This window comes from Amycolatopsis sp. cg5 (genome assembly GCF_041346955.1).
Taxonomy (GTDB): Bacteria; Actinomycetota; Actinomycetes; order Mycobacteriales; family Pseudonocardiaceae; genus Amycolatopsis.
Window position 1 is genome coordinate 9,464,269 of sequence record NZ_CP166849.1, and the last position, 26,960, is coordinate 9,491,228.

Consider the following 26,960-nt stretch of genomic DNA (forward strand, 5'->3'; position numbering starts at 1 on the left):
GCCGTTTCCCGTGAAACATCAGGCGCGGCCGAGACTCGGTTCCGCCGTCGTGATGGTGACCTGACCGAGCAGGCGCTCGAGCGCGGCCTCGACGTCTTCCTTCCAGGAGATCGCCGAACGCAGTTCGAGACGGAGCCGGGGCCACTTGGGGTGCGGGCGGACGGTCTTGAAGCCGACCGACTGCAGGAACGAGGCGGGCACCACACAGCTGTGCTCGCCGAGCTCGTCCTCGGACGGCTGGGCGTCTCCGAAGGCCTCGATGGCCTTCACACCGCGGCGCGTGAGGTCCTTGGCGACGGCCTGGACGAGCATGCGGCCGAGCCCGCCACCGCGGAACTCCGGGAGCACCTGGAAGGCCGTGAGCAGCACGGCGTCCGTGCTGGGCGGCGAGGTGGGGAAGGCCAGCGCGCGGGGGACGGCGTTCGGGGGCGCGTAGAAGACGAAGCCGACCGGGAGCGTGTCGCTGTAGACGATGCGGCCGCAGGAGCCCCATTCGAGCAGCACGCTCGAAACCCAGGCTTCCTTCGCGAATTCGGTGTCGCCGTATTCCTCGGCCTGTGCCTTGAGGTGGGGCGCGACCTCCCAGTAGACGCACCTGCGGCAGCGTTTCGGCAACTGCTCCAGGTTGTCCAGCGTGACGCCCACGACGCGTCGCGACACGCGACCTCCCCGACAACAACTCTTTGATTCGGATGACCACGGCCAGCGCACCCGAAAAGACCAATCGTCAGGATAGGCCGATGTCGCGGTGACCGAAAGGTAGGGAACCCCACAGGGTGGGGTGGTTACACTCGTCCGGCGCTAACCTGCGGGTAGTGACCCACGCCGAGACCACCACGGGGGAAGTGTCCCATGACTGAGAACCACCCAGTCAAGCCGCAAGCCGGCCACACCAACCTCGACCCCCACCTCGACCGGTACGCCGCGCGCACCGCCGGGATGACGGCGTCGGAGATCCGAGCGCTGTTCGCGGTCGCCAGCCGCCCCGAGGTCGTCTCGCTGGCAGGCGGCATGCCGAACCTCGCCGCGCTGCCGTTGAACTCGCTGTCCACGCAGGTCTCGGAGATCATCACCGAGGAGGGCCTGGTCGCGCTGCAGTACGGCTCCGCGCACGGCATTCCGACGCTGCGTGACCAGATCTGCGAGATCATGGCGCTCGAGGGCATCTCGGCCCACCCTGACGACATCGTGGTGACCGTCGGCTCGCAGATGGGCCTCGACATGGTCACCCGCATCTTCTGCGACCCCGGCGACGTCGTCATCGCCGAAGGACCGTCCTACGTCGGCGCGCTGGGCTCGTTCACCGCGTACCAGGCGAAGGTCATCCACGTGGCGATGGACGAGCACGGTCTCGTTCCCGAGACGCTGCGCGAGGCGCTCGCCCAGGCGAAGAAGAACAAGCTGCGGGTCAAGTTCCTCTACACGATCCCGAACTTCCACAACCCCGCCGGCGTCACCCTCGCCGTCGAGCGCCGCGCCGAGATCCTGGAGATCTGCCGCGAGTACGGCATCCTCGTCGTCGAGGACAACCCGTACGGGCTGCTCGGGTTCAACGGCCAGGTCTACCCGGCGCTGCGGTCCACCGACCCGGACAACGTGGTCTACCTCGGCTCGTTCTCGAAGACGTTCGCCTCGGGTCTGCGCGTCGGCTGGGTGCTGGCGCCGCACGCGGTGCGCGAGAAGCTGGTGCTGGCCGCCGAGTCCGCGACGCTGTGCCCGCCGACGCTCAACCAGATCATCGTGTCGCGCTACCTGTCGACGCATGACTGGAAGGGTCAGATCAAGAACTTCCAGGAGAACTACCGCGAGAGACGCGACGCGATCCTCAGCGCGCTGGACAACTACATGCCGCCCGGCTGCAGCTGGACGAAGCCGGACGGTGGCTTCTACGTCTGGATGACCGTGCCGGAAGGCGTGGACACCAAGGCGATGCTGCCGCGCGCGGTCACCGCCAGGGTGGCGTACGCGTCCGGCACCGGCTTCTACGCCGATGGTTTCGGCAGCAGGCAACTGCGGCTTTCCTATTGCTACCCCACGCCGGAGCGGATCACCGAAGGCGTGCGGCGGCTGGCTTCCGTGCTCGAAGCCGAGATGGATCTGGTGCGTACCTTCGGTAGCGTGACGCCCAGGTCGATCAGCGGTCCCGAATCACCTTCCCCTGACACGGCCTAGCTCTGTCCACAGTGGACACTAAACTTCCGAGGAGATCCCGGTGGCCAATCGCACCGTAGCCGTGCTCGCTGGTGGCCTTTCCCACGAGCGCGACGTTTCGCTCCGCTCCGGGCGCAGGCTGTCGGCCGCGCTCCGCGCCGAGGGACTGACCGTGGAGGAGTGGGACACCGACGCCGAGCTGCTCTCCAGGCTGCGCAAGGAGAAGCCGGGCGCGGTCGTCGTCGCACTGCACGGCGGTGAGGGCGAAAACGGCTCCGTGCAGACGATCCTGGAGATGTTCGACGTCCCGTTCGTCGGCACCAGCTCCGACGGCTGCCGCCGGGCATGGGACAAGCCGACCGCGAAGGCGTTGCTGCGCAAGGCCGGCTTCTCGACGCCGGATTGGGTCGTGCTGCCGAGCAGCACCTTCCGCGAGCTCGGCGCGCAGGCCGTGCTCGACGCGATGGTCGAACGCCTCGGCCTCCCGCTGATCCTCAAGCCGGACCAGGGCGGCTCCGCGCTGGGCACCCAGGTCGTCCGCGAGGCGTCCGAACTGCCCGCCGCGATGGTCGGCTGCTTCGCGTACGGGGACACCGTCCTCGCCGAACGCTTCGTCGATGGCGTTGAGGTGGCCGTGACGGTCGTCGACCGGGCTGACGGACCCGAGGCACTGCCCGCGGTCGAGATCGTGCCGGAGAGCGGCATCTACGACTACACCGCTCGCTACACCGCCGGTCTCACCGACTTCTTCGCGCCCGCCCGGCTTTCCGAGGAGACCGCGAAGGCCGTCGAGGAGCTGGCGCTCGCCGCGCACAAGATCCTCGGCCTGCGTGACATCTCCCGTACCGACGCTGTGGTCGCCGCTGACGGCACCGTGCAGTTCCTCGAAGTCAACCTGTCGCCGGGACTCACCGAGACCTCCACCGTGCCGATGGCGGTCGAAGCCTCCGGCAACGGACTCGGGTCCGTCTTCGTCGAACTTGTCGGCCGGGCCATTGAGCGCGGCAACTGAGCCGCCGCATCTGAGCAAGACCCGCGAGTCGTACGACACGGTCGCGGAGGACTACGTCGACATCGCCGTGCCCAGGTTCCACGTGGAACCTTTGGGTCGCGCGATGCTGTCCGCGTTCGCGGAGCTCGTCGACGGACCCGTGGCCGACATCGGCTGCGGGCCGGGACAGGTCACCGCGCATCTGAACGAACTCGGCTTACGAGCGTTCGGAATCGACTTGTCGCCAAAGATGGTCGAGATCGCTCGGCGGACGTATCCGGACCTTCGCTTCGAAGTCGGCACGATGACCGCGCTCGAGCTACCCGATGGCGAACTCGGCGGCATCGTCGCGTGGTGGTCGATCTTCCACACTCCGCCGGACCAACTGCCGACGGTCTTCGCCGAGTTTCACCGGACGCTCGCGCCGGGCGGTCATGCCGTGCTCGGGTTCCACGTCGGCGACGAACATCTGAAGCCGACGCGCGCCTACGGACACCCGGTGACGTACGAGGCGTATCGCTTGCCACCCGATCGCGTCGCCGAACTTCTGGGCGGTGCCGGATTCACCGTCACCGCTCGGCTCTCGTGGGAAGAGAACCGGCCGCAAGCCGTCTTGCTCGCCCGGAAAAACGAGCGATCCTAGGGATCACCCAACGCAGTGTTCCGTCAACGGTGCGCAATTGTCACCGTGACGAAACGTCCCTGGGTGATCCCTAGTCCGTTTTCGGCGTCTGAATTGTCCCTTTTCCGTCCATGATCGAGACGATGCGTTCGAGGTCGTCGACCGACCCGAATTCGAGCACGATCCGGCCTTTGCGACGACCCAAGTCGACCTTCACGCGAGTGTCGAAGGTGTCCGAGAGGCGATCGGCCAAGTCCTGCAGCCCCGGCGCGAGCATCGGCTTGCGGGGAGCGGGCTTCGGCTTCGCCGGCTTCTCGCTCTTCTTGAGCGTGACCGCCTCTTCGGTCGCGCGGACCGACATGCCCTCGGCGACGATGCGCGCGGCGAGCTCTTCCTGACTACCGGCGTCCTCCAGCGAGAGCAGCGCACGCGCGTGGCCGGCCGACAGGACGCCCGCGGCGACGCGGCGCTGGACGGGGAGGGGGAGCTTCAGCAGCCGGATCGTATTCGTGATGACCGGGCGGCTGCGGCCGATCCGGCTGGCGAGCTCCTCGTGCGTGACGGCGAACTCGTCGAGCAGCTGCTGATACGCGGCCGCTTCTTCGAGTGGGTTCAGCTGGACGCGGTGGATGTTCTCCAGCAGCGCGTCGCGCAGCATCGACTCGTCGGCGGTCTGCCGGACGATCGCCGGGATGAACTCGAGCTCCGCCTGCTGCGACGCACGCATGCGCCGCTCGCCCATGACGAGCTCGTACTCCTCGCCGGGAAGCTCGCGGACCACGATGGGCTGCATGAGCCCGAACTCGCGGATCGAGTGCTCCAGTTCGGCGAGCGCCTCCTCGTCGAAGACCTGGCGCGGCTGCTTCGGGTTCGGCTTGATGGAGCTGAGCGGGATTTCGCGGTAGACCGCACCCGCCACTTCGCCGCCGCCGTTGGTGCCCGCGTTGGCGGCCGCCCGCGTCTTGTCGGCTTCACGGAGAACCGCCTCGGAGGCGACGCCGTTGCCGCCCGCGGCGGGCGGTGCGCCGGGCGCCGGTCCCGTCGGGATCAGCGCCGCGAGTCCTCTGCCGAGACCTCCCCTGCGTTCGGTCACAACGTCCCCTCCTTCTTTCCGTTCACCGTGCCGCGGTTCGCCAGCTCCTTGGCGGCGTCGATGTAGCTCATGGCGCCACGGGAGCCGGGGTCGTAGGAGAGGACCGTCTGGCCGTAGCCAGGCGCCTCGGAGACCTTCACGCTGCGCGGGATGACCGTCTTGAGGACCGTGTCGCCGAAGTGGTTCCGGACCTCCTGCGTCACCTGGTCGGCCAGCTTGGTGCGGCCGTCGTACATGGTGAGCAGGATCGTGGAGACCTCGAGATCGGGGTTGAGGTGCTTCTGCACGAGCTCGATGTTGCTCAGCAGCTGCCCCAGACCCTCCAGCGCGTAGTACTCGCACTGGATCGGGATGAGCACCTCCTGGGCGGCGACCATCGCGTTGACGGTCAGCAGGCCGAGCGAGGGCGGGCAGTCGATCAGGACGTAGTCGACGCCGATCTCGTCGAGCACCTCGGACGACAGCGCCTCCTTGAGCCGGGACTCGCGGGAGACCATCGAGACGAGCTCGATCTCGGCGCCCGCGAGGTCGATCGTGGCGGGGACGCAGTAGAGGTTGGGGGACTGCTCGCTGACCGCAGCAGCCTCAGCGAGGGAGACCTCGCCGATGAGCACCTCGTAGATGGAGGGGGTGCCGGAGCGGTGCTCGACGTCGAGCGCCGTGCTGGCGTTCCCCTGGGGGTCCAGGTCGATCACGAGTGTCTTGAGCCCATGCACCGCGAGGGCGGCGGCCAGGTTGACCGTGCTGGTCGTCTTGCCGACGCCACCCTTCTGGTTGGCGACCGTCATGACGCGGCGGCGGTCGGGACGTGGGAGCGTGTTCGCCTTGGGGTGGAGCACGCTCGCGGCGCGCACTGCTTCCTCGGCGATCGGCGTCCAGCCCAACTCGTGGCCGGTGCTCGCGGAGTCTGACGACGGCGGATTCACCGGTCTAGACACCTCCTCTTGTTCTTGACGACTAGGGGGACGAACCGCGCTTGTTTCACGTGGAACATGACGCGGCTGGGGCCTTACTTCTTGCCTTTTCGTCGAGCAGGAGCGGGAAGCCGCGGGATCACGACCACCAAGCTGGGTACCTCCAACACGGCCGCACCGACCTCGAAGAGCTCGGGCGTACCGCCACCGGAACGCCGCACGGCGTCCCGGTCCCGCTCGATCTCCTCCGCGGCACTCGCGCCTTTCAGCGCCAGCAGGATGCCCTCGGGACGCGCCAGCGGAAGACACCATCCGGCGAGCTTCGCGAGCGGGGCGACCGCGCGGGCGGTGACCACGTCGGCGCCGCCGAGATCGGCACGCACCTGTCGCTCCTCCGCGCGTCCTCGCACGATGGTGATGGGGAGGTCCAACTTGTCAGCCACCTCGGCGAGCCAATCGACCCGGCGAGCCATCGGCTCCAGAAGAACGATATCGAGGTCCGGTCGCGCGATCGCCAGCGGCACTCCGGGGAGCCCCGCGCCGGACCCGACGTCGACCACCCGCGCGCCCTTCGGCACCCGCTCGCCGATGACCGCCGAGTTGAGCACGTGGCGCTCCCACAGCCGGTCGACTTCCCTCGGGCCGATCAGCCCGCGCTCCACCCCATGTACCCGGAGCAGTTCCACGTAGGCCTCGGCTTGGTCGATGCGGTCACCGAAGACCGTGCGCGCCGCGACGGCGACGCTGTCCAAGCTCACTGAATGACTCCTCAACGCCCGCACGTTTCACGTGAAACGTGCTTCGTTCGATTGTCCCTGATGCTTGGTTTCACGTGAAACGCCACGCGTGTAATTCACCGGGGATCTCACAACTTCCGACCGAACGGCCTCACCCGAGGCGACCGGGGCACAAAAAAGAGCGGCCCGCCGGATCGCTCCGGCGGGCCGCTCTCAGTACCTCCGCGTCAGGCGGGGGAGACCACCACGCGACGCTTGGGGTCCTCGCCCTCGCTCTCGCTGCGCACACCGTCGACAGCCGCGACCGCGTCGTGGACGACCTTGCGCTCGAACGGGCTCATCGGCTGGAGCCGGACGCGCTCGCCGGTCTCGATGACCGTCTGGGCGGTGGAGCGGCCGAGCTCGCGAAGCTCCTCGCGGCGGTCGGCGCGCCAGCCCGCGATGTCGAGCATGAGGCGGCTGCGGGAGCCGGTCTCCTGCTGGACCGCGAGGCGGGTCAGCTCCTGCAGCGCCTCGAGCACCGTGCCGCGCGGGCCGACGAGCTTCTCGAGGTCTTCGCCACCGTCGATGCTGACGATCGCGCGGCCTGCTTCGACGTCGAGGTCGATGTCGCCGTCGTAGTCCAGAAGGTCCAGCAGCCGCTCGAGGTAGTCCCCGGCGATGTCGCCTTCCTTCACCAAGGTGTCGTCGTCGACCGCCGTCGACTTCTGTCCCTTGGCAGCCGTCTCCTCGGTCGCCTCCGAAGGTGCGGCGTCGTTCTGCTCGGCGTCGATCGTGTCGACCGTCTCCGACATCATTCGTCTCCTCTCAAGGCCTCGGCAGCGTCAGCGACGCTTGCGGCCCGACTTCTTCGTTGAGTCCGTGTCGAGGCTGGGGATCGCCGTGCCGTTCTTGGTCTTCTCGGCGTCCGTGCCTGAATCCTGGGTGCCGTTCTTGGCGGTGGAGCCGCTCTGCGCGAAACCGTGCGCCGAGCCTGCCTTGGCCACCTTGCTCGGCTGGCCGGCGTTGCGCTGGGTCTTCTTCTGCTGAACGGGCTTCTGGCCGACGGCGGGCTTCTGTCCCGGCTTGGGGCCGAGCGCGGTGCGCTTCTCGATGGCCTCGGCCTTCTTCGCCTCTTCTTCCTTGTCGATCTTGGTGTAGACGAGGCGCTGCTGCATCAGGGTCCAGCCGTTGTTCGCCAGCCAGTAGAAGAGGAGGCCGAGCGGGAACAGCGCACCGAACACGAGCACACCCAGCGGGAAGATGTACATCGTCAGCTTGTTCATCATCGCGGTCTGCGGGGTCGCCGAGTCGGGGTTCTGGCGGGCGACCGAGTGCCGCGCGGTCAGGTGCGTCGCGATGCTGGCGACGATCATCAGCGGGATCGCGACGGGCGCGACGTGCCAGTGGAAGCCACTCGTCGCCTGAGCGCCGCTGACCACGCTAACGCCGTTGTAGATGGCCTCACCGAGGTTGACGCCGAACAGCTTCGCGTGGACGTACGAGTCGACGCCCGCCTGGCTGAAGAAGTAGTTCTCGGTCTTCGGCATGCCGGGGTGCACCGGGTTGACGGTGAACATCCGGAGCACGTGGTTCAGGCCGATGAAGACCGGGATCTGCAGCAGCATCGGCAGGCAGGAGCCGAGCGGGTTGACGCCGTGCTCCTTCTGGAGCTTCTGCATCTCCTGCGCTTGGCGCGCCCGGTCGTTCGCGTACTTCTTCTGGACCTTCTTCATCTCCGGCGCGAAGTCTTGCATCTTCTTCATCGACCGGACCTGGTTCACGAACGGCTTGAACATGATGCCGCGGACGGTGAACGTCAGGAAGATGATCGCCAGGATCCACGAGAGCGCGTTGGCTTCGCCGAATACGAGCCCGAAGACCTTGTGCCAACACCACAAGATGAAGGACACGGGGTAGTAGATGAAGTCCAGCACTGAACTACTCCTCGATTGGTGTTGCAGGTCCAGGGGCGCGCCGCCACGAGAACTTCTCGGGCACGGGGTCGCGGCCGGGCGGTGTCCACGGTCCGCAGCGCAGCAGGCGGCGAGCCGCGAGATAGGAGCCGCGGGCGGCTCCGTGGCGGGTGAGCGCCTCCACCGCGTACGCGCTGCAGCTCGGATAGAAGCGGCAGGCCGGTGGGAAGAAGGGGGAGATCACCTTCCGGTAGAACCTGATGGGCAGCAGCAGGACCCACGCGACCGGGCCGGGCTTGGCCGGGTCTCGCGTGGTGGCAGCCTCAGTTTCGTTCACACCGGTGATCCGTCGTTGTTGTCCGCGCTGTGGTTCGGGCGCAGCAGGCCGAGCCGCCGCAGTGACGCGTCGAGATCCGAGCCGAGTTCCGCGCTGGTGGCGTCCGCGGCCGGGGGTAATGCCCGTATGACCAACGAGCAGCCGGCGGGCAGTGTTCCGAGCCGCGCCGAAATGAGGTGACGGAGTCGCCTGGTCACCCGATGGCGGACCACAGAATTACCGACGGCCTTGCTCACCACAAAACCCGCCCTGGCGCCTTCAGGCAGCCCTGGCGGGTCTGTGGTCAAAGCGTGCACGACGAGGCGGCGTTTGCCGGCGCGGACTCCGCGCCGCATCACGGTGCGGAAGTCCTCGCCACGCCGTAGGCGGGCGGCAGCAGGCAGCACGGCGCGCCTCGACGACGGCCGGATCAGGCGGACAGGGCCTCGCGGCCCTTGCGGCGACGGGCGGCCAAGATGGCGCGGCCCGCGCGGGTCCGCATCCGCAGCCGGAACCCGTGGGTCTTCGCGCGGCGGCGGTTGTTCGGCTGGAAGGTGCGCTTACCCTTGCTCACGGCTCAAGTTCTCCTGGTCTCGACAACGGGTCGCCTGTTGCTTTTGACCGGCAACCGGCGTGTCGTACCTGTCGGCACGGCAGTCTGTGGTGTCTCCTACCAACGTGTGGCGTCGTAGCTCGAAGTGACGACTTCGTGGGCGCACGAAACGCACCCGCGGAAAGCGGGAGACCTTACGAGGGTACGCACCCGCTTCGGGGGAGCCGGAACCGCCCCCTCGACCACGCACGGCGACCGGGCATAAGGCCAGGCCACGCCGGGTGCGGGACATCGAATGGCAACACGCCGGGCACCGTGAAATGCTTGCGCCCAACGATGACTTGTGGCAGGACGCGGCGCTTGTTAGCGTGGCCCCTCTCACAGGCACTGGTCCAGGTGCGCAGAATATGTGGTCGCCGTAGCCGATGCGCTTTCCGGCGCCGACGTCGAGCCCGCGGGTGGAGCCGTGGCGGGTCGCCGTACATTAGTGCACAGCTGTGGACAACTATGTGGATACCTGCTGCGCCGGTGAGCATATCGGTCCAAGATTGAGACTCCATTGGTGGTCTCGACTGTTCAGCCGAGTGATGACCAGTGCGTTCAGCGTCGCTTCAGTGAGCGGCGAGGGGAGGGGAGCCGAGTAGGTGTCCGAACACCAGTACAACCTGGGGGTCATCTGGGAGCAGGTGGTCCGCGAGCTCTCCGAGGGCACCCTTTCCCCGCAGCAACGTGCGTGGATGCGCGTGACCAGGCCGATCGGCCTGCTCGACGGCACCGCACTGCTGGCCGCCCCGAGCGACTTCGCCAAAGAAGCGATCGAGCGCGCGCTCCGCGGCGCGATCACCGAGGCGCTCTCCCGCAGGCTCGGCCGTCAGGTCTCGCTCGCGGTGAAGGTCGACAGCACCGAAACGGTCTCCAGCACCCCGCCGCCGGCGCCCGAACCCCGCTATTCGGCCTCACCCGGCCGGGGGGAATCCGTCGGCAGGGAGAACGGCAGCCGCGCGCTCCCCGAGTCGCCGCCCCAGCTCGACGAGGAAGTCGTCTATCCGCCGTCGCGTCATCTTGTCGAGCAGACGAAGCTCGCCGACACCGATGACGACGACGAAGAGGTGGATGAGGAAGGCGAAGCGCTGGGCACGGTCCGCGAGATCTGGCCGACCTTCTCCGGCAGGCCCGTCGCAGGCCAGCCGTACACCGCGCCCGCCCAGCCGCAGACGTCGAAGACCCGGCTGAACGAGAAGTACACCTTCGACACGTTCGTCATCGGCGCGTCGAACCGGTTCGCGCACGCCGCTTCGGTCGCGGTCGCCGAAGCGCCGTCCCGCGCGTACAACCCGCTCTTCATCTGGGGCGAGTCGGGACTGGGCAAGACTCACCTGCTGCACGCGGTCGGTCACTACGCGCAGCGGCTGTTCCCCGGCATGCGCGTGCGGTACGTGTCGACCGAGGAATTCACGAACGACTTCATCAACTCGCTGCGAGACGACCGCAAGGTCGCGTTCCAGCGGCGCTACCGCGACATCGACATCCTGCTCGTCGACGACATCCAGTTCCTGGAAGGAAAAGAAGGTACGCAGGAAGAGTTCTTCCATACCTTCAACACCCTCCACAACGCGAACAAGCAGATCGTCGTCTCGTCGGACCGCCCGCCGAAGCGGCTGGAGACGCTGGAAGACCGGCTGCGCACGCGGTTCGAGTGGGGCCTGATCACCGACATCCAGCCGCCGGAACTCGAAACCCGTATCGCGATCCTCCGTAAGAAGGCCGCGCAGGACCGGCTCGACGCACCTGGCGACGTACTGGAGTTCATCGCCGCGCGCGTCGAGGCGAACATCCGTGAACTCGAAGGCGCGCTCATCCGCGTCACCGCGTTCGCCTCGCTCAATCAGCAGCCGGTCGACATCGGGCTCGCCGAGATCGTGTTGCGGGACCTGATCCCCGATTCGCACGCGCCCGAGATCACCGCGCCGACCATCATGGGCGCCACCGCGGAGTTCTTCGACGTGACGCTCGACGATCTGTGCGGGCCCGGCAAGACGAAGGCGCTCGCCACCGCGCGGCAGATCGCGATGTACCTCTGCCGCGAGCTGACGGACATGTCGCTGCCGAAGATCGGGCAGACCTTCGGCGGCCGCGACCACACGACGGTCATGCACGCGGACAAGAAGATCCGCAAGGAGATGGCCGAGCGGCGCCGGATCTACGATCAGGTGCAGGAGCTGACGTCGCGTATCAAGCAGCGCGCGAGGCAGTAGCCGCTTCTTAAGCCTTCAGAAACGCCCCGTCCGGGAAACCGGCGGGGCGTTTCTCATGTGCGGTGAAAACTTCCTTATATACAGCGGACTGTGGATGGCCTGTGCGCTCGTCATCGGACTTTTTGTTTGTACACAAGGAAAAATCCCCATGGTGTGAGTAGTTGCCCCACAGGCGCGAAGATCTCCCAACAGCGACAACGGTAAACGCTCCACAGACCGTCCACAGTGCATCCACAGGAAATCCACACCATGATCCACACGGATTCCCCAGGCAGTCCACAAGCTGTACACACCTGTCGCGTGTCACCCGCACGAGCGATTCACGTCACGGAAAGCGCCTCGTGACATCCCCAGCGCCTGGGTACAACTCCGTCCACGGCTGGGGACAACCATGGGGATAACTGTGGATTCCTGTGGACGGTCACGTGGCACCTTCAAACCATCCACGGATCGCCCGATCTGTCCACGGGCCGCACACACCGCCCGTCCACACCGTCTCGGCTACCAGGAGCTGCGGAGATGGCACCTGTCCACACAATCCACAACGCTTACTACTACTGCTGTTCATAAATCTCTTGAAGAAGAACAAAAGATAAAAACAAGCGGCGGACGAGATTGGGGACAGCTCGAGGTTCGTGGCGACATGTCGACAAAGGCATGGCCGGGCCGAGGTGACGCAGCCCTCGGCGACGGCCTAACGTGGGTGGCCCACACCTGGTCCATCGCCGCTTCGGACCTCAGGTGCTCTTCTCGGGCCTGCACCGGGCTCGGCTGTCGAAAGGAAGCGCGCATGAAGATCCGCGTCGAGCGTGACGGGCTCGCCGACGCCGTCGCGTGGGTCGCTCGAAGCCTGCCGTCCAGGCCTCCCGTGCCGGTGCTGGGCGGCGTGCTGCTCGACGCCGGTTCGGACGGCGGCAGCGACGCGCTGACCGTCTCCGGCTTCGACTACGAGGTCTCGGCCACGGTCGGTGTCCCCGCGACGATCGCCGACGGCGGCCGCCTGCTGGTCTCCGGCCGTCTGCTGGCCGACATCACCAAGGCGCTGCCCGCGCAGCCGGTCGAGATCGCCGTCGACGGCGCCCGCGCTTCCATCACCTGTGGCAACGCCCGGTTCTCCCTGCCGACGATGCCGGTCGAGGACTACCCGCAGCTGCCCGCCCAGCCTGCCTTCGCCGGTGAGCTCGCCGGCGACGCGTTCGGCCAGGCCGTCTCGCAGGTCGCGGTCGCGGCAGGCAAGGACGACACCCTGCCGATGCTGACCGGCATGCGGCTGGAGATCTCCGGCGACAAGCTGACCCTCGTCGCGACCGACCGCTTCCGGCTCGCCATGCGCGAGTTCACCTGGAACCCGGCCGACGGTCTCGCCGACGCCGCGGTGCTGGTGCCCGCGCGCACGCTGGCCGAAGCCGCCAAGTCGCTCGGCGCCGGTGGCGCGACCATCTCGCTCGCGCTCGCCAGCGGTGAGGGCCTGCTCGGCCTGACCGGTTCCGGCCGCTCGACCACCACCCGGCTGCTCGACGCGGAGTTCCCGCCGTACCGGCAGCTGCTGCCCGCGCAGCACTCGTCGCGCGCGGTGATCGGGGTGTCCGCGCTCGCCGACGCCATCAAGCGTGTTTCGCTGGTCGCCGAGCGGGGCACCCAGGTCCGGCTGGAATTCGACGACGGCACGCTGCGGCTCTCCGCGGGTGGCGACGACGAAGGCAGCGCCGAAGAGGAGCTGCAGGTCGACTACGAGGGCGACCCGGTGACCATCGCGTTCAACCCCGGCTACCTCGTCGACGGCCTCGGCGCGTTGCACGCCGACCGCGCGGAGCTGACGTTCACCACGCCGAACCGTCCGGCGCTGATCAAGCCCGCCGACGAGAACGGCGACCTGATCCCGGGCTACCTCTACCTGCTGATGCCGGTCCGCCTGCCCGGCTGATCCGACAATTTTCGTTACCTACCAAGGGGAACTCATGGTGCAGCTAGGTCTGATCGGCCTTGGCAAGATGGGCTTCAACATGCGCGAGCGGCTGCGTGCCGCCGGCATCGAGGTGGTCGGCTACGACCGCAACCCCGAGGTCACCGACTCGACCTCGCTCGAGGACATGGTGTCCAAACTGGACGGTCCGAGGATCGTCTGGATCATGGTGCCCGCCGGTGACCCGACGCGGCAGACGGTCGTCGAACTGAGCAACCTGCTCGGCGAGGGCGACATGGTCGTCGACGGCGGCAACTCGAAGTACACCGACGACAAGGTCAACGCGGATCTGTTGGCCGCCAAGGGAATCGGGTACGTCGACGCCGGTGTCTCCGGCGGTGTGTGGGGCAAGGACAACGGGTACGGCCTGATGGTCGGCGGCGCGCCAGCCGACGTCGAGCGCGCGATGCCGATCTTCGACGCGTTGCGCCCGGACGGCCCGCGCGAGGAAGGCTTCTCGCACGCGGGCTCGGTCGGCGCCGGTCACTACGCCAAGATGATCCACAACGGCATCGAGTACGGCATGATGCAGGCCTTCGCCGAAGGCTTCGAGCTGCTCGAAGCCTCGAAGGTCGTCGAGAACGTGCCCGCGGTGATCACCGGCTGGCAGCGCGGGACCGTCGTCCGGTCCTGGCTGCTCGACCTGCTCGTCCGCGCGCTCGACGAGGACCCGGAGCTCGACGACCTCGAGGGCTACGTCGAGGACTCCGGCGAAGGCCGGTGGACGCTCGAAGAGGCCATCGACCACGCCGTGCCAGCGCCGGTCATCTCGGCCGCGCTGTTCGCCAGGTTCGCGTCGCGGCAGGAGGACTCGCCCGCGATGCGTGCGGTCGCCGCGCTGCGCAACCAGTTCGGCGGGCACGCGGTGAAGAAGGTCGGCGGCTAACACCCGGCGTGTACCTCAGACATCTCCAGGTCACCGACTTCCGGTCGTGGCCGCAGGCCGATCTGCCACTCGAGCCAGGCCCGACCGTGCTCGTGGGGCAGAACGGCCGGGGCAAGACGAACCTGCTCGAAGCCATCGGGTACGTCGCCACGCTCGGCTCGCACCGCGTCGCCACCGACGCGCCGCTGATCCGGTACGGCTGTGAACGCGCGCTGATCAGGGTCGCGGTCGTCAACGACGATCGCGAACTGACCGTCGAGCTCGAGGTCACGGCAGGCCGGGCCAACCGCGCGCGGGTGAACCGCGGCGCGGTCGGCAAGCCGCGTGACGTGCTCGGCATCCTGCGGACGGTGCTGTTCTCGCCAGAAGACCTCGCGCTCGTGCGCGGCGACCCCGGCGAGCGGCGCCGGTTCCTCGACGACCTTCTCGTGCAGCGTGCGCCGCGCTTCGCTGGCGTGCGCTCTGACTACGAGAAGGTGCTTAAGCAGCGCAACGCGCTTCTTAAGACCGCGGGTAAGCGAAAGGGCACGGGCCGCGAAGACCCGTACGCGCTTTCGACGCTCGAAGTCTGGGACAACCATCTCGCCGCGGCAGGCGCTCAGCTGCTCGCGGCGCGGCTGAACCTCGTCGCGGACCTCGGTCCGCACGCGGCCGCCGCGTACATGGGCGTCGCGCCGGACTCTCGACCGGCGAAGATCGCCTACAAGTCGAGTCTCGGCGAAGCGCTGCCTGCGACGTACGGGGTACCCGACGGCGAGCGCGCGGACCCCGAGACGCTGGCCGGCCTGCTGACCGAGGCGATGGCTGAGTCACGCAAGGCCGAGCTCGAACGCGGGATCAGCCTGGTCGGGCCGCATCGCGACGAGCTGGAGCTGATCTTGGGCCAGATGCCCGCGAAGGGCTACGCGAGCCATGGGGAGTCCTGGTCGTTCGCGCTCGCGTTGCGCCTGGGAAGCTATGAGCTTCTGCGTGGCGAAGCGGGTGAACCGGTGTTGTTGCTCGATGATGTCTTCGCGGAACTGGATCGCCGCCGCCGTTCCCGGCTGGCGGAGGTCGCGGCCGGCGCCGAGCAGGTGCTCGTGACGGCCGCTGTGGAAGAGGACGTGCCCGCCGAACTGGCCGGTCGCCGGTTCAAAGTGGCTGATGGCGAGCTCACACGTGGTTGAGTTGGCCGGTTTCGCCACGCCGGGTGATCACGTTCTCGACGTTTACCCACCGATCTGGGGACAAACCTGTGGATAGTGTGGATAACACCGGGAACGAGTTATGGCCCGGCGTGACCAAAGGACCAGATAGGACGCTTGACTTAACCCACATGGGTGAGCGAGCGGCCAAGTCGCCTGGTTCGCGTACTCAGGGTGACAAATCCGCTGCGCCGAACGGGGCCGAGCCGGAACGGTCCCCCGGACGTGACCTTGTCCAGGCCGCGTTGGACGCCGCCCGTGAGAAAGCCAAGGCCCGAGGGGTGTCCCCAGGCACCCGTAAACCCCGTGTGGGTGGCTCCGGCGGGCAGAGCCCGCGCCGTCGTCGCTGGTCAGGGGCGGGCGCCGACGCGCGCGACCCGCAGCCGCTCGGCAGGCTGGCCTCGCGGATCGCGCTGGAACACGGCTGGAACACCAGGTTGTCCACCGGTCAGGTCTTCGGGCAGTGGGGAAAACTCGTCGGCGAGGACGTCGCCGAGCACGCCCAGCCGGTCGCGCTGAAGGACGGCGAACTGACCGTTCGCGCGAGTTCCACCGCCTGGGCGACCCAGCTGCGGTTGCTGCAGGGGCAGCTTCTCGCGAAGATCGCCGCAGGTGTGGGCCACGGCGTCGTCAAGCGGATGCGGATTCAGGGCCCGACCGCGCCCAGCTGGCGCAAAGGGTTGCGCCACGTGCCAGGACGTGGTCCGCGCGACACTTACGGCTGACAGACTTCAGTGCCCCGAGACGCCTCGACTTGACACTGAGCTACAACCGGAGTCGGTCAAAGCCGAATTCGTCCGCCAGTGAGGAAAATAGAGGTGTCCTTGCCGCATGTGAGCGGACGTGGCCAAGTAGGATGTAGCTAGAGAACGTCCTACTCGGGCGAGACGAGGAGATTCAGCGCCGGTGACAGAGAACAAGAGCGAGTACAACGCGTCGTCCATCACCGTGCTCGAAGGCCTTGAAGCGGTCCGCAAGCGCCCTGGCATGTACATCGGTTCCACCGGTGAACGGGGCCTGCACCACCTCGTCCAGGAAGTCGTGGACAACTCCGTCGACGAGGCGATGGCGGGATTCGCCACCAAGGTAGAGGTTACCCTCCTCGCCGACGGCGGTGTCCAGGTCGTCGACGACGGCCGGGGCATCCCGGTCGACATGCACCCCAAGGAGCAGAAGCCGACCCTCGAGGTCGTGCTCACCGTGCTGCACGCCGGCGGCAAGTTCGACAGCGACTCCTACGCCGTGTCCGGTGGTCTGCACGGTGTCGGCGTCTCCGTGGTGAACGCGCTGTCGACCAAGCTGCTCGCCGAGGTCAAGCGCGGCGGCCGCAGCTGGCGCCAGGAGTACACCGACCAGGTGCCCGGCGAGCTGGAGGATCTCGGCCCGACCGACGAGACCGGCACGGTCATCACGTTCTGGGCGGACCCGTCGATCTTCGAGACCACGACGTACAACTTCGAGACCATCTCGCGCCGCCTCCAGGAGATGGCGTTCCTCAACAAGGGCCTCACCCTGTCGCTGCGCGACGAGCGCGTCGCCGACGAGGAGACCGAAGCCGACGCCGAGGGCAAGCAGGCCCGGGTCAAGGAGAAGGTCTACTGCTACCCGGGTGGGCTTGAGGACTTCGTCAAGCACATCAACGGCAGCAAGGACCCGATCCACAAGAACGTGATCGCGTTCGACGCCAAGGGCACCGGCCTCGAGGTCGAGGTCGCGATGCAGTGGAACGACGGGTTCACCCCGTCGGTGTACACCTTCGCCAACACGATCAACACGCACGAGGGTGGCACCCACGAAGAGGGCTTCCGCGCCGCGCTGACCCGCGTGGTCAACGCGTACGCGCGCGACAAGAAGCTGCTCAAGGAGAAGGACGCCAACCTGACCGGTGACGACGTGCGCGAGGGGCTCGCCGCGATCGTCTCCATCAAGCTGTCCGAGCCGCAGTTCGAGGGCCAGACCAAGACCAAGCTGGGCAACAGCGAGGCCAAGACGTTCGTGCAGCAGACCTCGAACGAATGGCTGAGCCACTGGTTCGAGGCCAACCCGGCCGACGCCAAGACGATCATCAACAAGTCGCTCTCCAGCGCGCAGGCCAGGATGGCCGCCCGCAAGGCGCGCGACCTGGTCCGTCGCAAGGGCGCGCTGGAGATCGGCGGCCTGCCTGGCAAGCTGAAGGACTGCCGCTCCACCAACCCGGAGGAGTGCGAGCTCTACATCGTCGAGGGTGACTCGGCAGGCGGCTCGGCCAAGGAGGGCCGGGACTCGATGTACCAGGCGATCCTGCCGATCCGCGGCAAGATCATCAACGTCGAGAAGGCCCGCATCGACCGCGTCCTCAAGAACACCGAGGTCCAGTCGCTGATCACCGCGCTCGGCACCGGCATCCACGACGACTTCGAGCTCGAGAAGCTGCGCTATCACAAGATCGTGCTGATGGCCGACGCCGACGTCGACGGCCAGCACATCACCACGCTGCTGCTCACCTTCCTGTTCCGCTTCATGACCCCGCTGCTCGAGCACGGCCACGTCTTCCTTTCGCGGCCGCCGCTGTACAAGATCAAGTGGCCCCGGCAGGACCCGGAGTACGCCTACTCCGACCGCGAGCGCGACGCGCTGATCCGCCAGGGCGTGGAGAACGGCAAGAAGCTCCCCAAGGACGACGCGATCCAGCGGTACAAGGGTCTCGGCGAGATGAACGCCGAAGAGCTGTGGGAGACCACCATGGACCCGGCCAACCGCCTGCTCGGCCAGGTCACCCTCGACGACGCCGCACAGGCCGACGACCTGTTCTCGGTGCTGATGGGCGAGGACGTCGAGGCACGCCGTTCCTTCATCACCCGCAATGCCAAGGATGTTCGCTTCCTGGACGTGTAGTCCGCCCCGACTTCCCTAGCCCGTCCAGAACGAGAAGGACCACATGACGGAGACCTTGCCGCCGGAACACGACCGCGTCGAACCGGTCGACATCCAGCACGAGATGCAGCGTTCGTACATCGACTACGCGATGAGCGTGATCGTGTCCCGCGCGCTGCCCGACGTCCGCGACGGCCTCAAGCCGGTGCACCGCCGCGTGCTGTACTCGATGTTCGACTCGGGCTTCCGGCCGGAGCGCGGGTACAACAAGTGCTCACGCGTCGTCGGCGACGTGATGGGCAACTATCACCCGCACGGCGACTCGGCGATCTACGACGCGCTCGTCCGGCTCGCGCAGCCGTGGTCGATGCGCTACCCGCTGATCGACGGCCAGGGCAACTTCGGCTCGCCGGGCAACGATCCGGCTGCCGCGATGCGCTACTGTGCTTCTGCAAATACGCGGGTAAAGCTGGCCAATGGCTCGACGATTCGCATCGGCGACATCGTCCCGGACGCCAAGCCGAACAGCGACAACGAGATCGATCTCAAGGTGCTCGACCGCAACGGTGACCCGGTGCGTGCCGAGATGTTGTTCCACTCCGGTGAGCACCCGACGCTCAAGCTCACGACCCGCGAGGGTTTCGAGCTGAGTGGTACGCACAACCACCCGGTGCTGGCGCTGGTGAACGTGCTCGGCGTTCCGACGCTGATGTGGAAGCTCCTCGAAGAGGTCCAGCCGGGCGACCGCGTGGTCATGCAGCGCACCGATGCGCCGCACGACGGCGAGACCGAGGTCCGCAAGTGGGTCGAGGGGATCTTGGCCGGCGCGTTCGTGGCGGAAGGCTTCGTTTCCGCCGACCGTGCCGGCTTCAACAACATCGACGAGGACTACTTCAAGTATGTCGTCGACGCGTACGACCATGTTGTCGGTGGGCGTCGTTACGTGTCGTCTCGGCTGATCGCTTCTGGCTCGACATTGCACGAGCTGGACATTCAGGATCTGTCAGCGCTGCGCGGCAGCGTCCTGGCCGAGATGATCGGTCAGCGCAGCGCGGCCAAGCAGGTGCCCGAGTTCGTTTGGTCCGCGGGCAAGACCGTGAAGCGAGCGTTCCTGATCGGGCTCTTCACCGGCGACGGCTCATGCTCGGCCCTGCCGCGGAACACCGTGCAGATCTCCTACTCGACCCGAAGCGCCCAGCTGGCTCGCGGCGTACAGCAGCTGCTGTTGGAGTTCGGTGTCGTCGGCAAGCTCGTGCACTATGAGACGGGTGAGATCAAGGTCGTCATCACGAATCGCCGTGACGCCCGCCTGTTCTCCAACCGGATCAGTTTCCACGGCGCCAAGCAAGCCAAGCTCGAAGCGATTCTCGACGCGCTGCCGGAAGACTCGCGTTCGATGTCTTCGGATCACGTGCCGTTCGTCGGCGACTACATCCGGGCTCACGGTGCTGACCGTTGGACCGAACAGGACTGGCTGCGTCGCCACAACGTCGACCGGATCGAGCGTTGGGAAACCCGCCGTGACGAGATCAGCGCGCACATCACGAACCCTGAAGTGCTGACGGTCGTCGAGCCGCTGGTGGACGGCAGGTTCTACTACGCCGAAGTCGCATCAGTCGTCGACGACGGCGTGCAGCCGGTCTACAGCCTGCGTGTCGACACGGATGACCACGCGTTCGTCACCGACGGTTTCGTCAGCCACAACACCGAGTCACGTCTCGCGCCGCTGGCCATGCAGATGCTGGCAGGCATCGACGAGGACACCGTCGACTTCTCCGACAACTACGACGGCCGCACGCAGGAGCCGGACGTCCTGCCTGCCCGGTTCCCGAACCTGCTGGTCAACGGTGGTTCCGGCATCGCGGTCGGCATGGCGACCAACATCCCGCCGCACAACCTGCGCGAGGTCTCCGACGGTGTCGTCTGGGCGCTGGAGAACCCGGAAGCGACCGACGACGAGCTGCTCGCGGCGCTGCTGCAGCGGGTCAAGGGGCCGGACTTCCCGACCAGGGGCCTGATCCTCGGCACCTCGGGCATCGAGGACGCGTACCGCACGGGCCGCGGCTCGGTGCGCATGCGCGCGGTCGTCGAGGTCGACGAGGACGCCAAGGGCCGCACGATCCTGGTCGTCACCGAGTTGCCGTTCCAGGTCAACCCGGACAACCTGGTCGAGAACATCGCCGCGCTGGTGCGCGACGGGAAGCTCACCGGCATCGCCGACATCGCGGACGAGTCGAACAGCCGCAAGGGCATGCGCATCGTGATCACGCTCAAGCGGGACGCGGTCGCGAAGGTCGTGCTGAACAACCTCTACAAGCACACCCAGCTGCAGTACAACTTCGGCGTCAACATGCTGGCGCTGGTCGACGGGGTGCCGCGCACCCTGCGGCTCGACCAGATGATCCGCCACTACGTGAATCACCAGATCGAGGTCATCGTCAGGCGGACCAAGTTCCGCCTGCGCAAGGCCGAAGAGCGGGCCCACATCCTGCGTGGTCTGGTCAAGGCGCTCGACATGCTCGACGAGGTCATCGCCCTGATCCGGCGGTCGCCGTCCGCCGACGAGGCGCGGCCCGGCCTGATGTCGCTGCTCGACATCGACGAGATCCAGGCCATCGCGATCCTCGACATGCAGCTGCGCCGCCTGGCCGCACTCGAACGTCAGAAGATCATCAACGAGCTGGCCGAGATCGAAGAGACGATCGCGGACCTGAACGACATCCTGGCCCGCCCCGAGCGGCAGCGGCAGATCATCCGCGAAGAACTGCTCGAGATCGTCGACAAGTACGGCGACGACCGGCGCACCCAGATCATCCCGTTCGACGGCGAGGTGTCGATCGAGGACCTGATCGCCGTCGAGGACGTGGTCGTCACGATCACCCGCACCGGCTACGCGAAGCGCACCAAGACCGACCTCTACCGCTCGCAGAAGCGCGGCGGCAAGGGCGTGCAGGGCGCGACGCTCAAGCAGGACGACATCGTCCAGCACTTCTTCGTCTGCTCCACGCACGACTGGATCCTGTTCTTCACGAACAAGGGCCGGGTCTACCGCGCGAAGGCGTACGAGCTGCCGGAGGCGAACCGCAACGCACGCGGCCAGCACGTGGCGAACCTGCTCGCGTTCCAGCCGGACGAGCAGATCGCCCAGGTCATCGAGATCCCCAACTACGAGGTCGCGCCGTACCTGGTGCTCGCCACGCAGAAGGGTCTCGTCAAGAAGACCAAGCTGACCGACTTCGACTCCAACCGCGCCGGCGGCCTCATCGCCATCAACCTGCGCGAAGAGGACGAACTGGTCGGCGCCGTGCTCGCGTCCGCCGAAGAGGACCTGCTGCTCGTCTCCGCAGGCGGCCAGTCCATCCGCTTCCACGCCACCGACGAAGCACTGCGCCCGATGGGCCGCGCGACGTCCGGCGTGCTCGGCATGCGCTTCAACGACGGCGACGAACTGCTGGCCATCAGCGTCGTCAAGCCGGAGAAGTTCCTGCTGGTCGCCACCGACGGCGGGTACGGCAAGCGGACCCCGATCGAGGACTACCCGGTGCAGGGCCGCGGCGGCAAGGGCGTGCTCACCATCCAGCATGATCAGCGACGTGGCAGGCTGGTGGGAGCGCTCATCGTCGACGCCGACGACGAGCTCTACGCCATCACCTCCAGTGGCGGTGTCATCAGGACTCCGGCCGACCAGGTACGCAAGGCCGGTCGGCAGACCAAGGGCGTCCGGCTGATGAATCTCGGTGAGGGGACAACTCTTCTCGCCGTCGCACGCAACGCGGACGAGCCCTCAGACGTCGCCAACGGTAGTAATGATGAGGGAGAAGAAGACACCACGACAGCGCCGGAGAACTAGCGGCGCCGAGCACGGGTAAGGATTGACTCTTCGTGACACCATCCGAGAAGTCCGAAACGACCGGCGTTTCGGCGCCACCCTGGCAGCGTGACGGCAACGGCTCGCCCGCCGAGGAGCACGAAGGTCAGGCTGCCGCCGACACCGACGAAACGCTTCGCATGAAGCAGGAGGACGTGCCGGCGGCCGCCCCGCAGCAGGACTACCACCCGGGCACCGGGGACTTCCCCGCGGTCACGGGCACAGCGGCGCGCCGCCTCTTCGGCGACGCGGCCGAGGACGAGAAGACCCGCGAGACGGCCATCCCGTCCGCGTCCCGTTCCCGGCCCGCCCCGACGGCACTGCGCCGTCCCGGCCGCGGCCCCCGCCGGGCCAGCCTGCAGATCAAGCGCTTCGACCCGTGGTCTGTGCTCAAGCTCTCACTGGTGCTCGGCCTCGCCATGTTCTTCGTCTGGCTGGTCGCCGTCGGCGTCCTCTACACCGTCCTCGACGGCATGGGCGTCTGGGACAAGCTCAACGGCACCTACTCGTCGCTCGTCGGCGGCGAAGGCGCCAACGCACCGACAGATCCCCTGATCAGCGCCGGTCGCGTCTTCGGAATCGCGGCCATCCTCGGCGCGATCAACATCGTCCTGGTGGCCGCGCTGGCCACGGTCAGCGCGTTCATCTACAACGTCTCGGCGGACCTCGCTGGCGGCCTCGAGGTCACGTTGTCGGAGCGAGAGTAACCCGGTTGCAGGGCGCCCAGAGGCGTCCTGTAATCTTCTCTTCGTTCCACGGGCCCATAGCTCAGGTGGTTAGAGCGCTTCGCTGATAACGAAGAGGTCCCAGGTTCAAGTCCTGGTGGGCCCACCCAATAGGAAAGCCGGTTCGCACTCGCGGACCGGCTTTCTTGTTTCACCGTGGGGGTGACGGTGCCGGAGTTCGACTTCTGGATCGATGGGTATCGGCCGCAGTGGCACCGCGACGTTTCCGCGGTCACTGCCGCTCATGGCCGGCGACTGGCTTCGCTGGTCGGCAAGACGCTCACGAACAGCCTGTTGGTTTGGGAAACCGCAGGGAACCACTGGCTCTGCCTTTGCCCGGTCCTGCTCGACTTCGAAGGCGAGCAGGTCGAGATCAACTTCTGGAGATTCGACGAAGTCTCGATCACTTGGAACACGATCGATCCCAACAAGCCCGTGAGGTCGCCGGACGAGAAGCGTTCCAATGTCTGGCGCGACGACATCTCCGATGGACTGTCTGCGTTGCGAGGTCAGACTTTGAAGACCGTCCTGCTGCTGGAGCGCTGGGAGTCCGAGGTCGGCATCGGGCTGATCTTCACCGATGGCCAGCTGACCGCGTACAACGCCGGCGACGCCGTCGGTCTCGACTTCAAGGTGTTCGATCCCCAGTTCCGGCGTTACCGCCTGGGCTGACCTTGTTCCACGTGGAACAAGACACCGGTGGCAACCCGTCGGACAGCCGTCTTGTAACATGGCACAGCAAGCCGAGCAAGTTGTCGAGGAAGAGGGGGCTTCACCGTGAAGAAGCTGCTGGCACTCGCTGCCATCGCAGGCGCCGTGTTGTTCGTGGTCAAGCGGAACAAGGCTGCGAAGGCCGAGGCCGACCTGTGGCGCGAAGCCACCGCCCCGACTGAGCGCCCGCTCGGCGCCGTCTCCACCAACGGCAGCGCGCCCGCCAAGGCGAGCTCCTCGGACGCGGCCAACAACTGAATCTTCCCCGTGGGCGGCGCGAGTCGCCCACGTTCGGGGCTGTAGCTCAATTGGTAGAGCACCGCCTTTGCAAGGCGGGGGTCAGGGGTTCGATTCCCCTCAGCTCCACTCGCTTTCTTGTTGTGAGCGCCTCGTTCACTACGTTCGACTCTCTGTGCCTGAGTAGCGCGGGCGAAATTGTCGGTGCCCGTCGGCACAATGCGGGGCATGTCTCGACACCATGCGATCGACTACATCGAAATCACCGTCACCGACCTCGACGCGGCCAAGCGGTTCTATACCGAGGCCTTCGGTTGGGAGTTCAACGACTACGGGCCCGCGTATGCCGGTATTCGCGGCGCCGATGGGGAAGTCGGCGGGCTGCGGCAGGACGAGAAGACCACGGCCGGTGGGCCTTTTGTGCTGCTGTACTCCGATGAGCTCGACAAGTCCGCGGCGGCGGTGCGGAGTGCCGGCGGCCAGGTGGTGAACGGGCCTTACGAATTTCCCGGTGGCCGCCGGTTCCACTTCACCGATCCGAGTGGGAACGAGCTGGGCGTCTGGGCTCAGGCGTAAACCTTCGCGTACCGGGCCAGGTGATTGTCCGAGCCTTCGAAACGACGTGTCTCGATGAGGCGCAGGGAGTTGGCGGCGGTGAACGCCGGGGTGCCGCCGCCGAGTGCGACCGCGCCGACGATCAGGTGGAGCTCGTCGACCAGGTCCGCGGCGAGGAGGTCGTTCCAGAGGGTGTGGCTGCCGAAGACCAAAATGTCGCCGCCGTCGCTCTGCTTGAGGTCGGCGAGGTGGGCGTGGGCGGCGGCGCGGCTGACCACTGTGGTCGTGTCGGTCCAGGCTGCGGTCGGCGCCAAGGTGACGGAGTCCGAGATGACGAGCTTGTCGATGGCGTTGTCGAGGCGGGAGATCTCCTGCTGGACCGGGCCGAAGGCCGGGTTTTCCGCGACGGTCGGCCAGAAGCCCTGGAACATCTCGAAGGTGCGGCGGCCCAGCAGCAGCGTGTCGGCGGTGCGGAGGCGCTCGGCGTTGTAGGAGTCGAAGGCACCGTCCATGGGGAGGGCCATGACGTTGCCGCCGGGGCCCTCGAAGTAGCCGTCGAGCGAGACGATGTTGGTGACGATGAGCTTGCGCATGGGGTTCTCCACTCTCTGCGGTGTGCTTACGAAGAGGTAGAGACAGCGGTCATCGCGGATTCATCGGTCTGGGCGAAATCAGTCCGAAAAAGTTTCCGGGAGGTCGAAGCCGGCGAGTACCTCTGGGCTGAGGAAGCTGGAGATCTCGGTGATCAGGCCATCGCGCAGGCTCAGGACGTTGATGCCGCCGAGTCCGTACACGCCGTCGGGGCGGCGCATGTAGCCGGCGATCGCGAGCTGGCCGTTCGCTTGGGTCGGTACCAGGCGCCACGAGTTGGCGAAGATGCGCTCGACCAGGAAGCGGGTGACGTCTTCGAGGCCGTCGAACCATGCTGGCAGCGGGGGCATGGTGAAGCGGACGTCCTCGGCCAGCAGTGCGACGATCGCGTTGACGTCGGCTTTTTCCCAGGCCGTGACGAAGGCGTCGATCAGTTCGCGTTGGCCGTCGGGGCCGAGTGCTGACAGTTCGTCCTGCTGACTGCGCTGCGGGACTCGCTCGTCGACGGCCTTGCGTGCGCGTTGGAGTGCGCTGTTGACCGCGGCCGGGGTGAGGTCGAGGATTTCCGCGGTCTCGGCGGCCGAGTACTCAAGGACCTGGCGCAGGATCAGGACCGCGCGTTGGGTGCTCGGCAGATGTTGGAGTGCGGCGATGAATGCCAGCTCGACGCTCTCGCGTCGCAGGTAGTTCGCCGACGGATCGTCTTGCCACGGTTCGAGCCACGGGCCTGGCTGGGGTTCGCCCAGGTCGTCCGTCTCGTGGCGGGCCGGGCCGTGGTCTGGTGAGAGCACTCGTTTCGTGTTGAGGCGGAGGCAGGCGTTGGTGCAGATTCGGTAGAGCCAGGTGCGCAGCGAACTCCGGCCTTCGAAACTCGGCAGGCCTCGCCAGGCGCTGAGCAGCGACTCCTGCAACGCGTCCTCGGCGTCGTGGGGTGAGCCGAGCATGCGGTAGCAGTGCGCGGTCAGCTCGCCGCGGAACTGGGCGACCAGTTGGTCGAACGCCAGCGAGTCGCCGCCGCGCGCCGCGGCCAGCAGATCGGTGCTCATGGTGGCGATCCTAGCGAAACTATTTCGTTATCGAACCCGGGAACCTCCATGGGGGATGGGCGTCTTTAAGGGTGTTGAAGCGCTGGGGGAAAGCGCGAAACTGGGGAAATCAAATTCATGCGGGGCTACCCGTATGCCTATCAACTGGGGAATTGAAATGATTCGCAAGTCTGTCGTCATTGCCGGTATGGCCGCTGGTTTCGCTCTGCTTTCGCCGGTCGCGGCGCTGGCAGGCAGCCCCGGTGTCGACCACAAGCTCAACATCAGTGTCAGCGGTAGCACCGTCACCTTGAGCGGCGTCTGCGCGAAGCCCAACGATCACGCCGAGGGCAACTACGGCGTCCGGAACGGTCACGAGCCTTATGGCACCGGGACCATGAAGGCGAACGGAAACAAGCAGACCATTTCTTTCAAGGGGGTCAAGCCCGGTAAGTACATCGCGTGGATGTTCTGTGACAGCGACGCTGAAGGTTCGTCGGGCACGATCAATTCCAAGGAAGTCGCTTTCACCGTCGGCGCGCCGAAGCCCGCGACCGAAACCAAGGCACCGCAGACCAAGGCGCCGCAGGTCGCCGAGAAGCCCAAGGGCGCCCCGCAGACCGGTGGTGGCGCGGAAGCCGCCGCCGACGCCGGGATCGGCACGGCCGCCGCGGGTGCCGCTGCCGCGCTCGCCATCGGTGGCGGTGGTTTCTTCGCGCTGCGCAGGCGGGCCAGCCGCCGCTGAGTCAACGACAGACAGAAAAGCCGCCCGTGCACCACGGGCGGCTTTTTCTTTTCTATCGACGCGGCGATAGCCGTTCGAAAGCGGGCTGCG

26 protein-coding genes and 2 tRNA genes are annotated in these 26,960 nt (G+C 66.8%); 17 read left to right on the top strand and 11 right to left on the bottom strand.

Annotated elements, in window-relative coordinates; translation table 11 throughout:
• Positions 1–18: 18 nt before the first annotated feature.
• Positions 19–660: a GNAT family N-acetyltransferase gene (locus AB5J62_RS43175; protein ID WP_091288847.1), complete on the bottom strand. Its 642-nt coding sequence runs from the start codon at positions 658–660 to the stop codon at positions 19–21.
• 192 nt (positions 661–852) lie between these two features.
• On the opposite strand from AB5J62_RS43175, the gene AB5J62_RS43180 reads away from it, so the two are divergent.
• Genes AB5J62_RS43180 through AB5J62_RS43190 form a run of 3 tightly spaced genes read left to right on the top strand, consistent with a single transcriptional unit; the run spans position 853 to position 3,785 of the window.
• A complete protein-coding gene (locus tag AB5J62_RS43180; protein WP_370945840.1) occupies positions 853–2,172 on the top strand; it encodes a PLP-dependent aminotransferase family protein in 1,320 nt (439 codons plus the stop codon).
• Between the two features lie 40 nt (positions 2,173–2,212).
• Positions 2,213–3,163 (top strand): D-alanine--D-alanine ligase, encoded by a 951-nt coding sequence (locus AB5J62_RS43185; RefSeq protein WP_370945841.1) that lies wholly within the window; start codon positions 2,213–2,215, stop codon positions 3,161–3,163.
• The gene (locus tag AB5J62_RS43190; RefSeq protein ID WP_370945842.1) at positions 3,147–3,785 is read left to right on the top strand and encodes a class I SAM-dependent methyltransferase; all 639 of its coding nucleotides are present in this window, start codon (positions 3,147–3,149) and stop codon (positions 3,783–3,785) included. The genes AB5J62_RS43185 and AB5J62_RS43190 overlap by 17 nt, the downstream gene beginning before the upstream one ends.
• 70 nt (positions 3,786–3,855) lie before the next feature.
• On the opposite strand, the gene AB5J62_RS43195 is transcribed toward AB5J62_RS43190, so the two are convergent.
• The 8 genes from AB5J62_RS43195 to rpmH form a co-directional block, all read right to left on the bottom strand.
• A complete protein-coding gene (locus AB5J62_RS43195) occupies positions 3,856–4,857 on the bottom strand; it encodes a ParB/RepB/Spo0J family partition protein (protein WP_370945843.1) in 1,002 nt (333 codons plus the stop codon).
• Positions 4,854–5,783 carry a ParA family protein gene (locus AB5J62_RS43200; protein ID WP_370945844.1) on the bottom strand — a complete coding sequence of 310 codons (930 nt, stop codon included), beginning with the start codon at positions 5,781–5,783 and terminating at the stop codon, positions 4,854–4,856. Before AB5J62_RS43200 ends, AB5J62_RS43195 begins: the two co-directional genes overlap by 4 nt.
• A gap of 83 nt (positions 5,784–5,866) precedes the next feature.
• Positions 5,867–6,529, bottom strand: a complete 663-nt coding sequence (gene rsmG / locus AB5J62_RS43205) for a 16S rRNA (guanine(527)-N(7))-methyltransferase RsmG (protein ID WP_370945845.1) — start codon at positions 6,527–6,529, stop codon at positions 5,867–5,869.
• 206 nt (positions 6,530–6,735) lie between these two features.
• Entirely contained in the window at positions 6,736–7,302 is a 567-nt protein-coding gene (locus AB5J62_RS43210) for a protein jag (RefSeq protein WP_370945846.1), read from the bottom strand.
• 30 nt (positions 7,303–7,332) lie between these two features.
• Positions 7,333–8,424 carry a membrane protein insertase YidC gene (gene yidC / locus AB5J62_RS43215; protein WP_370945847.1) on the bottom strand — a complete coding sequence of 364 codons (1,092 nt, stop codon included), beginning with the start codon at positions 8,422–8,424 and terminating at the stop codon, positions 7,333–7,335.
• A 4-nt stretch (positions 8,425–8,428) separates the two neighbouring features.
• Complete coding sequence (gene yidD, locus AB5J62_RS43220) at positions 8,429–8,749, bottom strand: membrane protein insertion efficiency factor YidD (protein WP_370950487.1); 321 nt, start codon at positions 8,747–8,749, stop codon at positions 8,429–8,431.
• Positions 8,737–9,126, bottom strand: a complete 390-nt coding sequence (gene rnpA, locus AB5J62_RS43225; RefSeq protein WP_370945848.1) for a ribonuclease P protein component — start codon at positions 9,124–9,126, stop codon at positions 8,737–8,739. Before rnpA ends, yidD begins: the two co-directional genes overlap by 13 nt.
• A gap of 23 nt (positions 9,127–9,149) precedes the next feature.
• Positions 9,150–9,293, bottom strand: coding sequence for a 50S ribosomal protein L34 (gene rpmH, locus AB5J62_RS43230; RefSeq protein WP_091288857.1), 144 nt, complete (start codon positions 9,291–9,293; stop codon positions 9,150–9,152).
• A gap of 623 nt (positions 9,294–9,916) precedes the next feature.
• Here rpmH and dnaA point away from each other — a divergent pair.
• The 13 genes from dnaA to AB5J62_RS43295 all read left to right on the top strand — a co-directional run bounded on the left by dnaA (position 9,917) and on the right by AB5J62_RS43295 (position 24,530).
• Positions 9,917–11,527 (top strand): chromosomal replication initiator protein DnaA, encoded by a 1,611-nt coding sequence (gene dnaA / locus AB5J62_RS43235; RefSeq protein ID WP_370945849.1) that lies wholly within the window; start codon positions 9,917–9,919, stop codon positions 11,525–11,527.
• Positions 11,528–12,317: 790 nt separating this feature from the next.
• The gene (gene dnaN, locus AB5J62_RS43240) at positions 12,318–13,451 is read left to right on the top strand and encodes a DNA polymerase III subunit beta (RefSeq protein ID WP_370945850.1); all 1,134 of its coding nucleotides are present in this window, start codon (positions 12,318–12,320) and stop codon (positions 13,449–13,451) included.
• A gap of 34 nt (positions 13,452–13,485) precedes the next feature.
• Positions 13,486–14,376, top strand: coding sequence for a phosphogluconate dehydrogenase (NAD(+)-dependent, decarboxylating) (gene gnd / locus AB5J62_RS43245; RefSeq protein ID WP_370945851.1), 891 nt, complete (start codon positions 13,486–13,488; stop codon positions 14,374–14,376).
• 8 nt (positions 14,377–14,384) lie between these two features.
• Positions 14,385–15,542 (top strand): DNA replication/repair protein RecF, encoded by a 1,158-nt coding sequence (recF, locus tag AB5J62_RS43250; RefSeq protein WP_370945852.1) that lies wholly within the window; start codon positions 14,385–14,387, stop codon positions 15,540–15,542.
• Between the two features lie 149 nt (positions 15,543–15,691).
• The gene (locus tag AB5J62_RS43255) at positions 15,692–16,285 is read left to right on the top strand and encodes a DciA family protein (protein ID WP_370945853.1); all 594 of its coding nucleotides are present in this window, start codon (positions 15,692–15,694) and stop codon (positions 16,283–16,285) included.
• A gap of 181 nt (positions 16,286–16,466) precedes the next feature.
• Positions 16,467–18,434, top strand: a complete 1,968-nt coding sequence (gene gyrB / locus AB5J62_RS43260; RefSeq protein ID WP_370945854.1) for a DNA topoisomerase (ATP-hydrolyzing) subunit B — start codon at positions 16,467–16,469, stop codon at positions 18,432–18,434.
• 43 nt (positions 18,435–18,477) lie between these two features.
• Complete coding sequence (gyrA, locus tag AB5J62_RS43265; RefSeq protein WP_370945855.1) at positions 18,478–22,263, top strand: intein-containing DNA gyrase subunit A; 3,786 nt, start codon at positions 18,478–18,480, stop codon at positions 22,261–22,263.
• Between the two features lie 32 nt (positions 22,264–22,295).
• Positions 22,296–22,988 (top strand): DUF3566 domain-containing protein, encoded by a 693-nt coding sequence (locus tag AB5J62_RS43270; RefSeq protein ID WP_370945856.1) that lies wholly within the window; start codon positions 22,296–22,298, stop codon positions 22,986–22,988.
• 50 nt (positions 22,989–23,038) lie between these two features.
• Positions 23,039–23,112, top strand: a tRNA-Ile gene (locus tag AB5J62_RS43275).
• A 62-nt stretch (positions 23,113–23,174) separates the two neighbouring features.
• Positions 23,175–23,678 (top strand): hypothetical protein, encoded by a 504-nt coding sequence (locus AB5J62_RS43280; protein WP_370945857.1) that lies wholly within the window; start codon positions 23,175–23,177, stop codon positions 23,676–23,678.
• A gap of 105 nt (positions 23,679–23,783) precedes the next feature.
• The gene (locus AB5J62_RS43285) at positions 23,784–23,975 is read left to right on the top strand and encodes a DLW-39 family protein (RefSeq protein ID WP_091288866.1); all 192 of its coding nucleotides are present in this window, start codon (positions 23,784–23,786) and stop codon (positions 23,973–23,975) included.
• A 35-nt stretch (positions 23,976–24,010) separates the two neighbouring features.
• Positions 24,011–24,083, top strand: a tRNA-Ala gene (locus tag AB5J62_RS43290).
• A gap of 99 nt (positions 24,084–24,182) precedes the next feature.
• Positions 24,183–24,530, top strand: coding sequence for a VOC family protein (locus tag AB5J62_RS43295; protein ID WP_370945858.1), 348 nt, complete (start codon positions 24,183–24,185; stop codon positions 24,528–24,530).
• On the opposite strand, the gene AB5J62_RS43300 is transcribed toward AB5J62_RS43295, so the two are convergent.
• Together AB5J62_RS43300 and AB5J62_RS43305 are read right to left on the bottom strand one after the other, a co-directional pair.
• A complete protein-coding gene (locus tag AB5J62_RS43300) occupies positions 24,521–25,102 on the bottom strand; it encodes a dihydrofolate reductase family protein (RefSeq protein WP_370945859.1) in 582 nt (193 codons plus the stop codon). The genes AB5J62_RS43295 and AB5J62_RS43300 overlap by 10 nt on opposite strands.
• 78 nt (positions 25,103–25,180) lie before the next feature.
• Positions 25,181–26,146, bottom strand: a complete 966-nt coding sequence (locus AB5J62_RS43305; protein ID WP_370945860.1) for a sigma-70 family RNA polymerase sigma factor — start codon at positions 26,144–26,146, stop codon at positions 25,181–25,183.
• Positions 26,147–26,333: 187 nt separating this feature from the next.
• On the opposite strand from AB5J62_RS43305, the gene AB5J62_RS43310 reads away from it, so the two are divergent.
• Complete coding sequence (locus tag AB5J62_RS43310; RefSeq protein ID WP_370945861.1) at positions 26,334–26,870, top strand: hypothetical protein; 537 nt, start codon at positions 26,334–26,336, stop codon at positions 26,868–26,870.
• Positions 26,871–26,960: the final 90 nt, after the last annotated feature.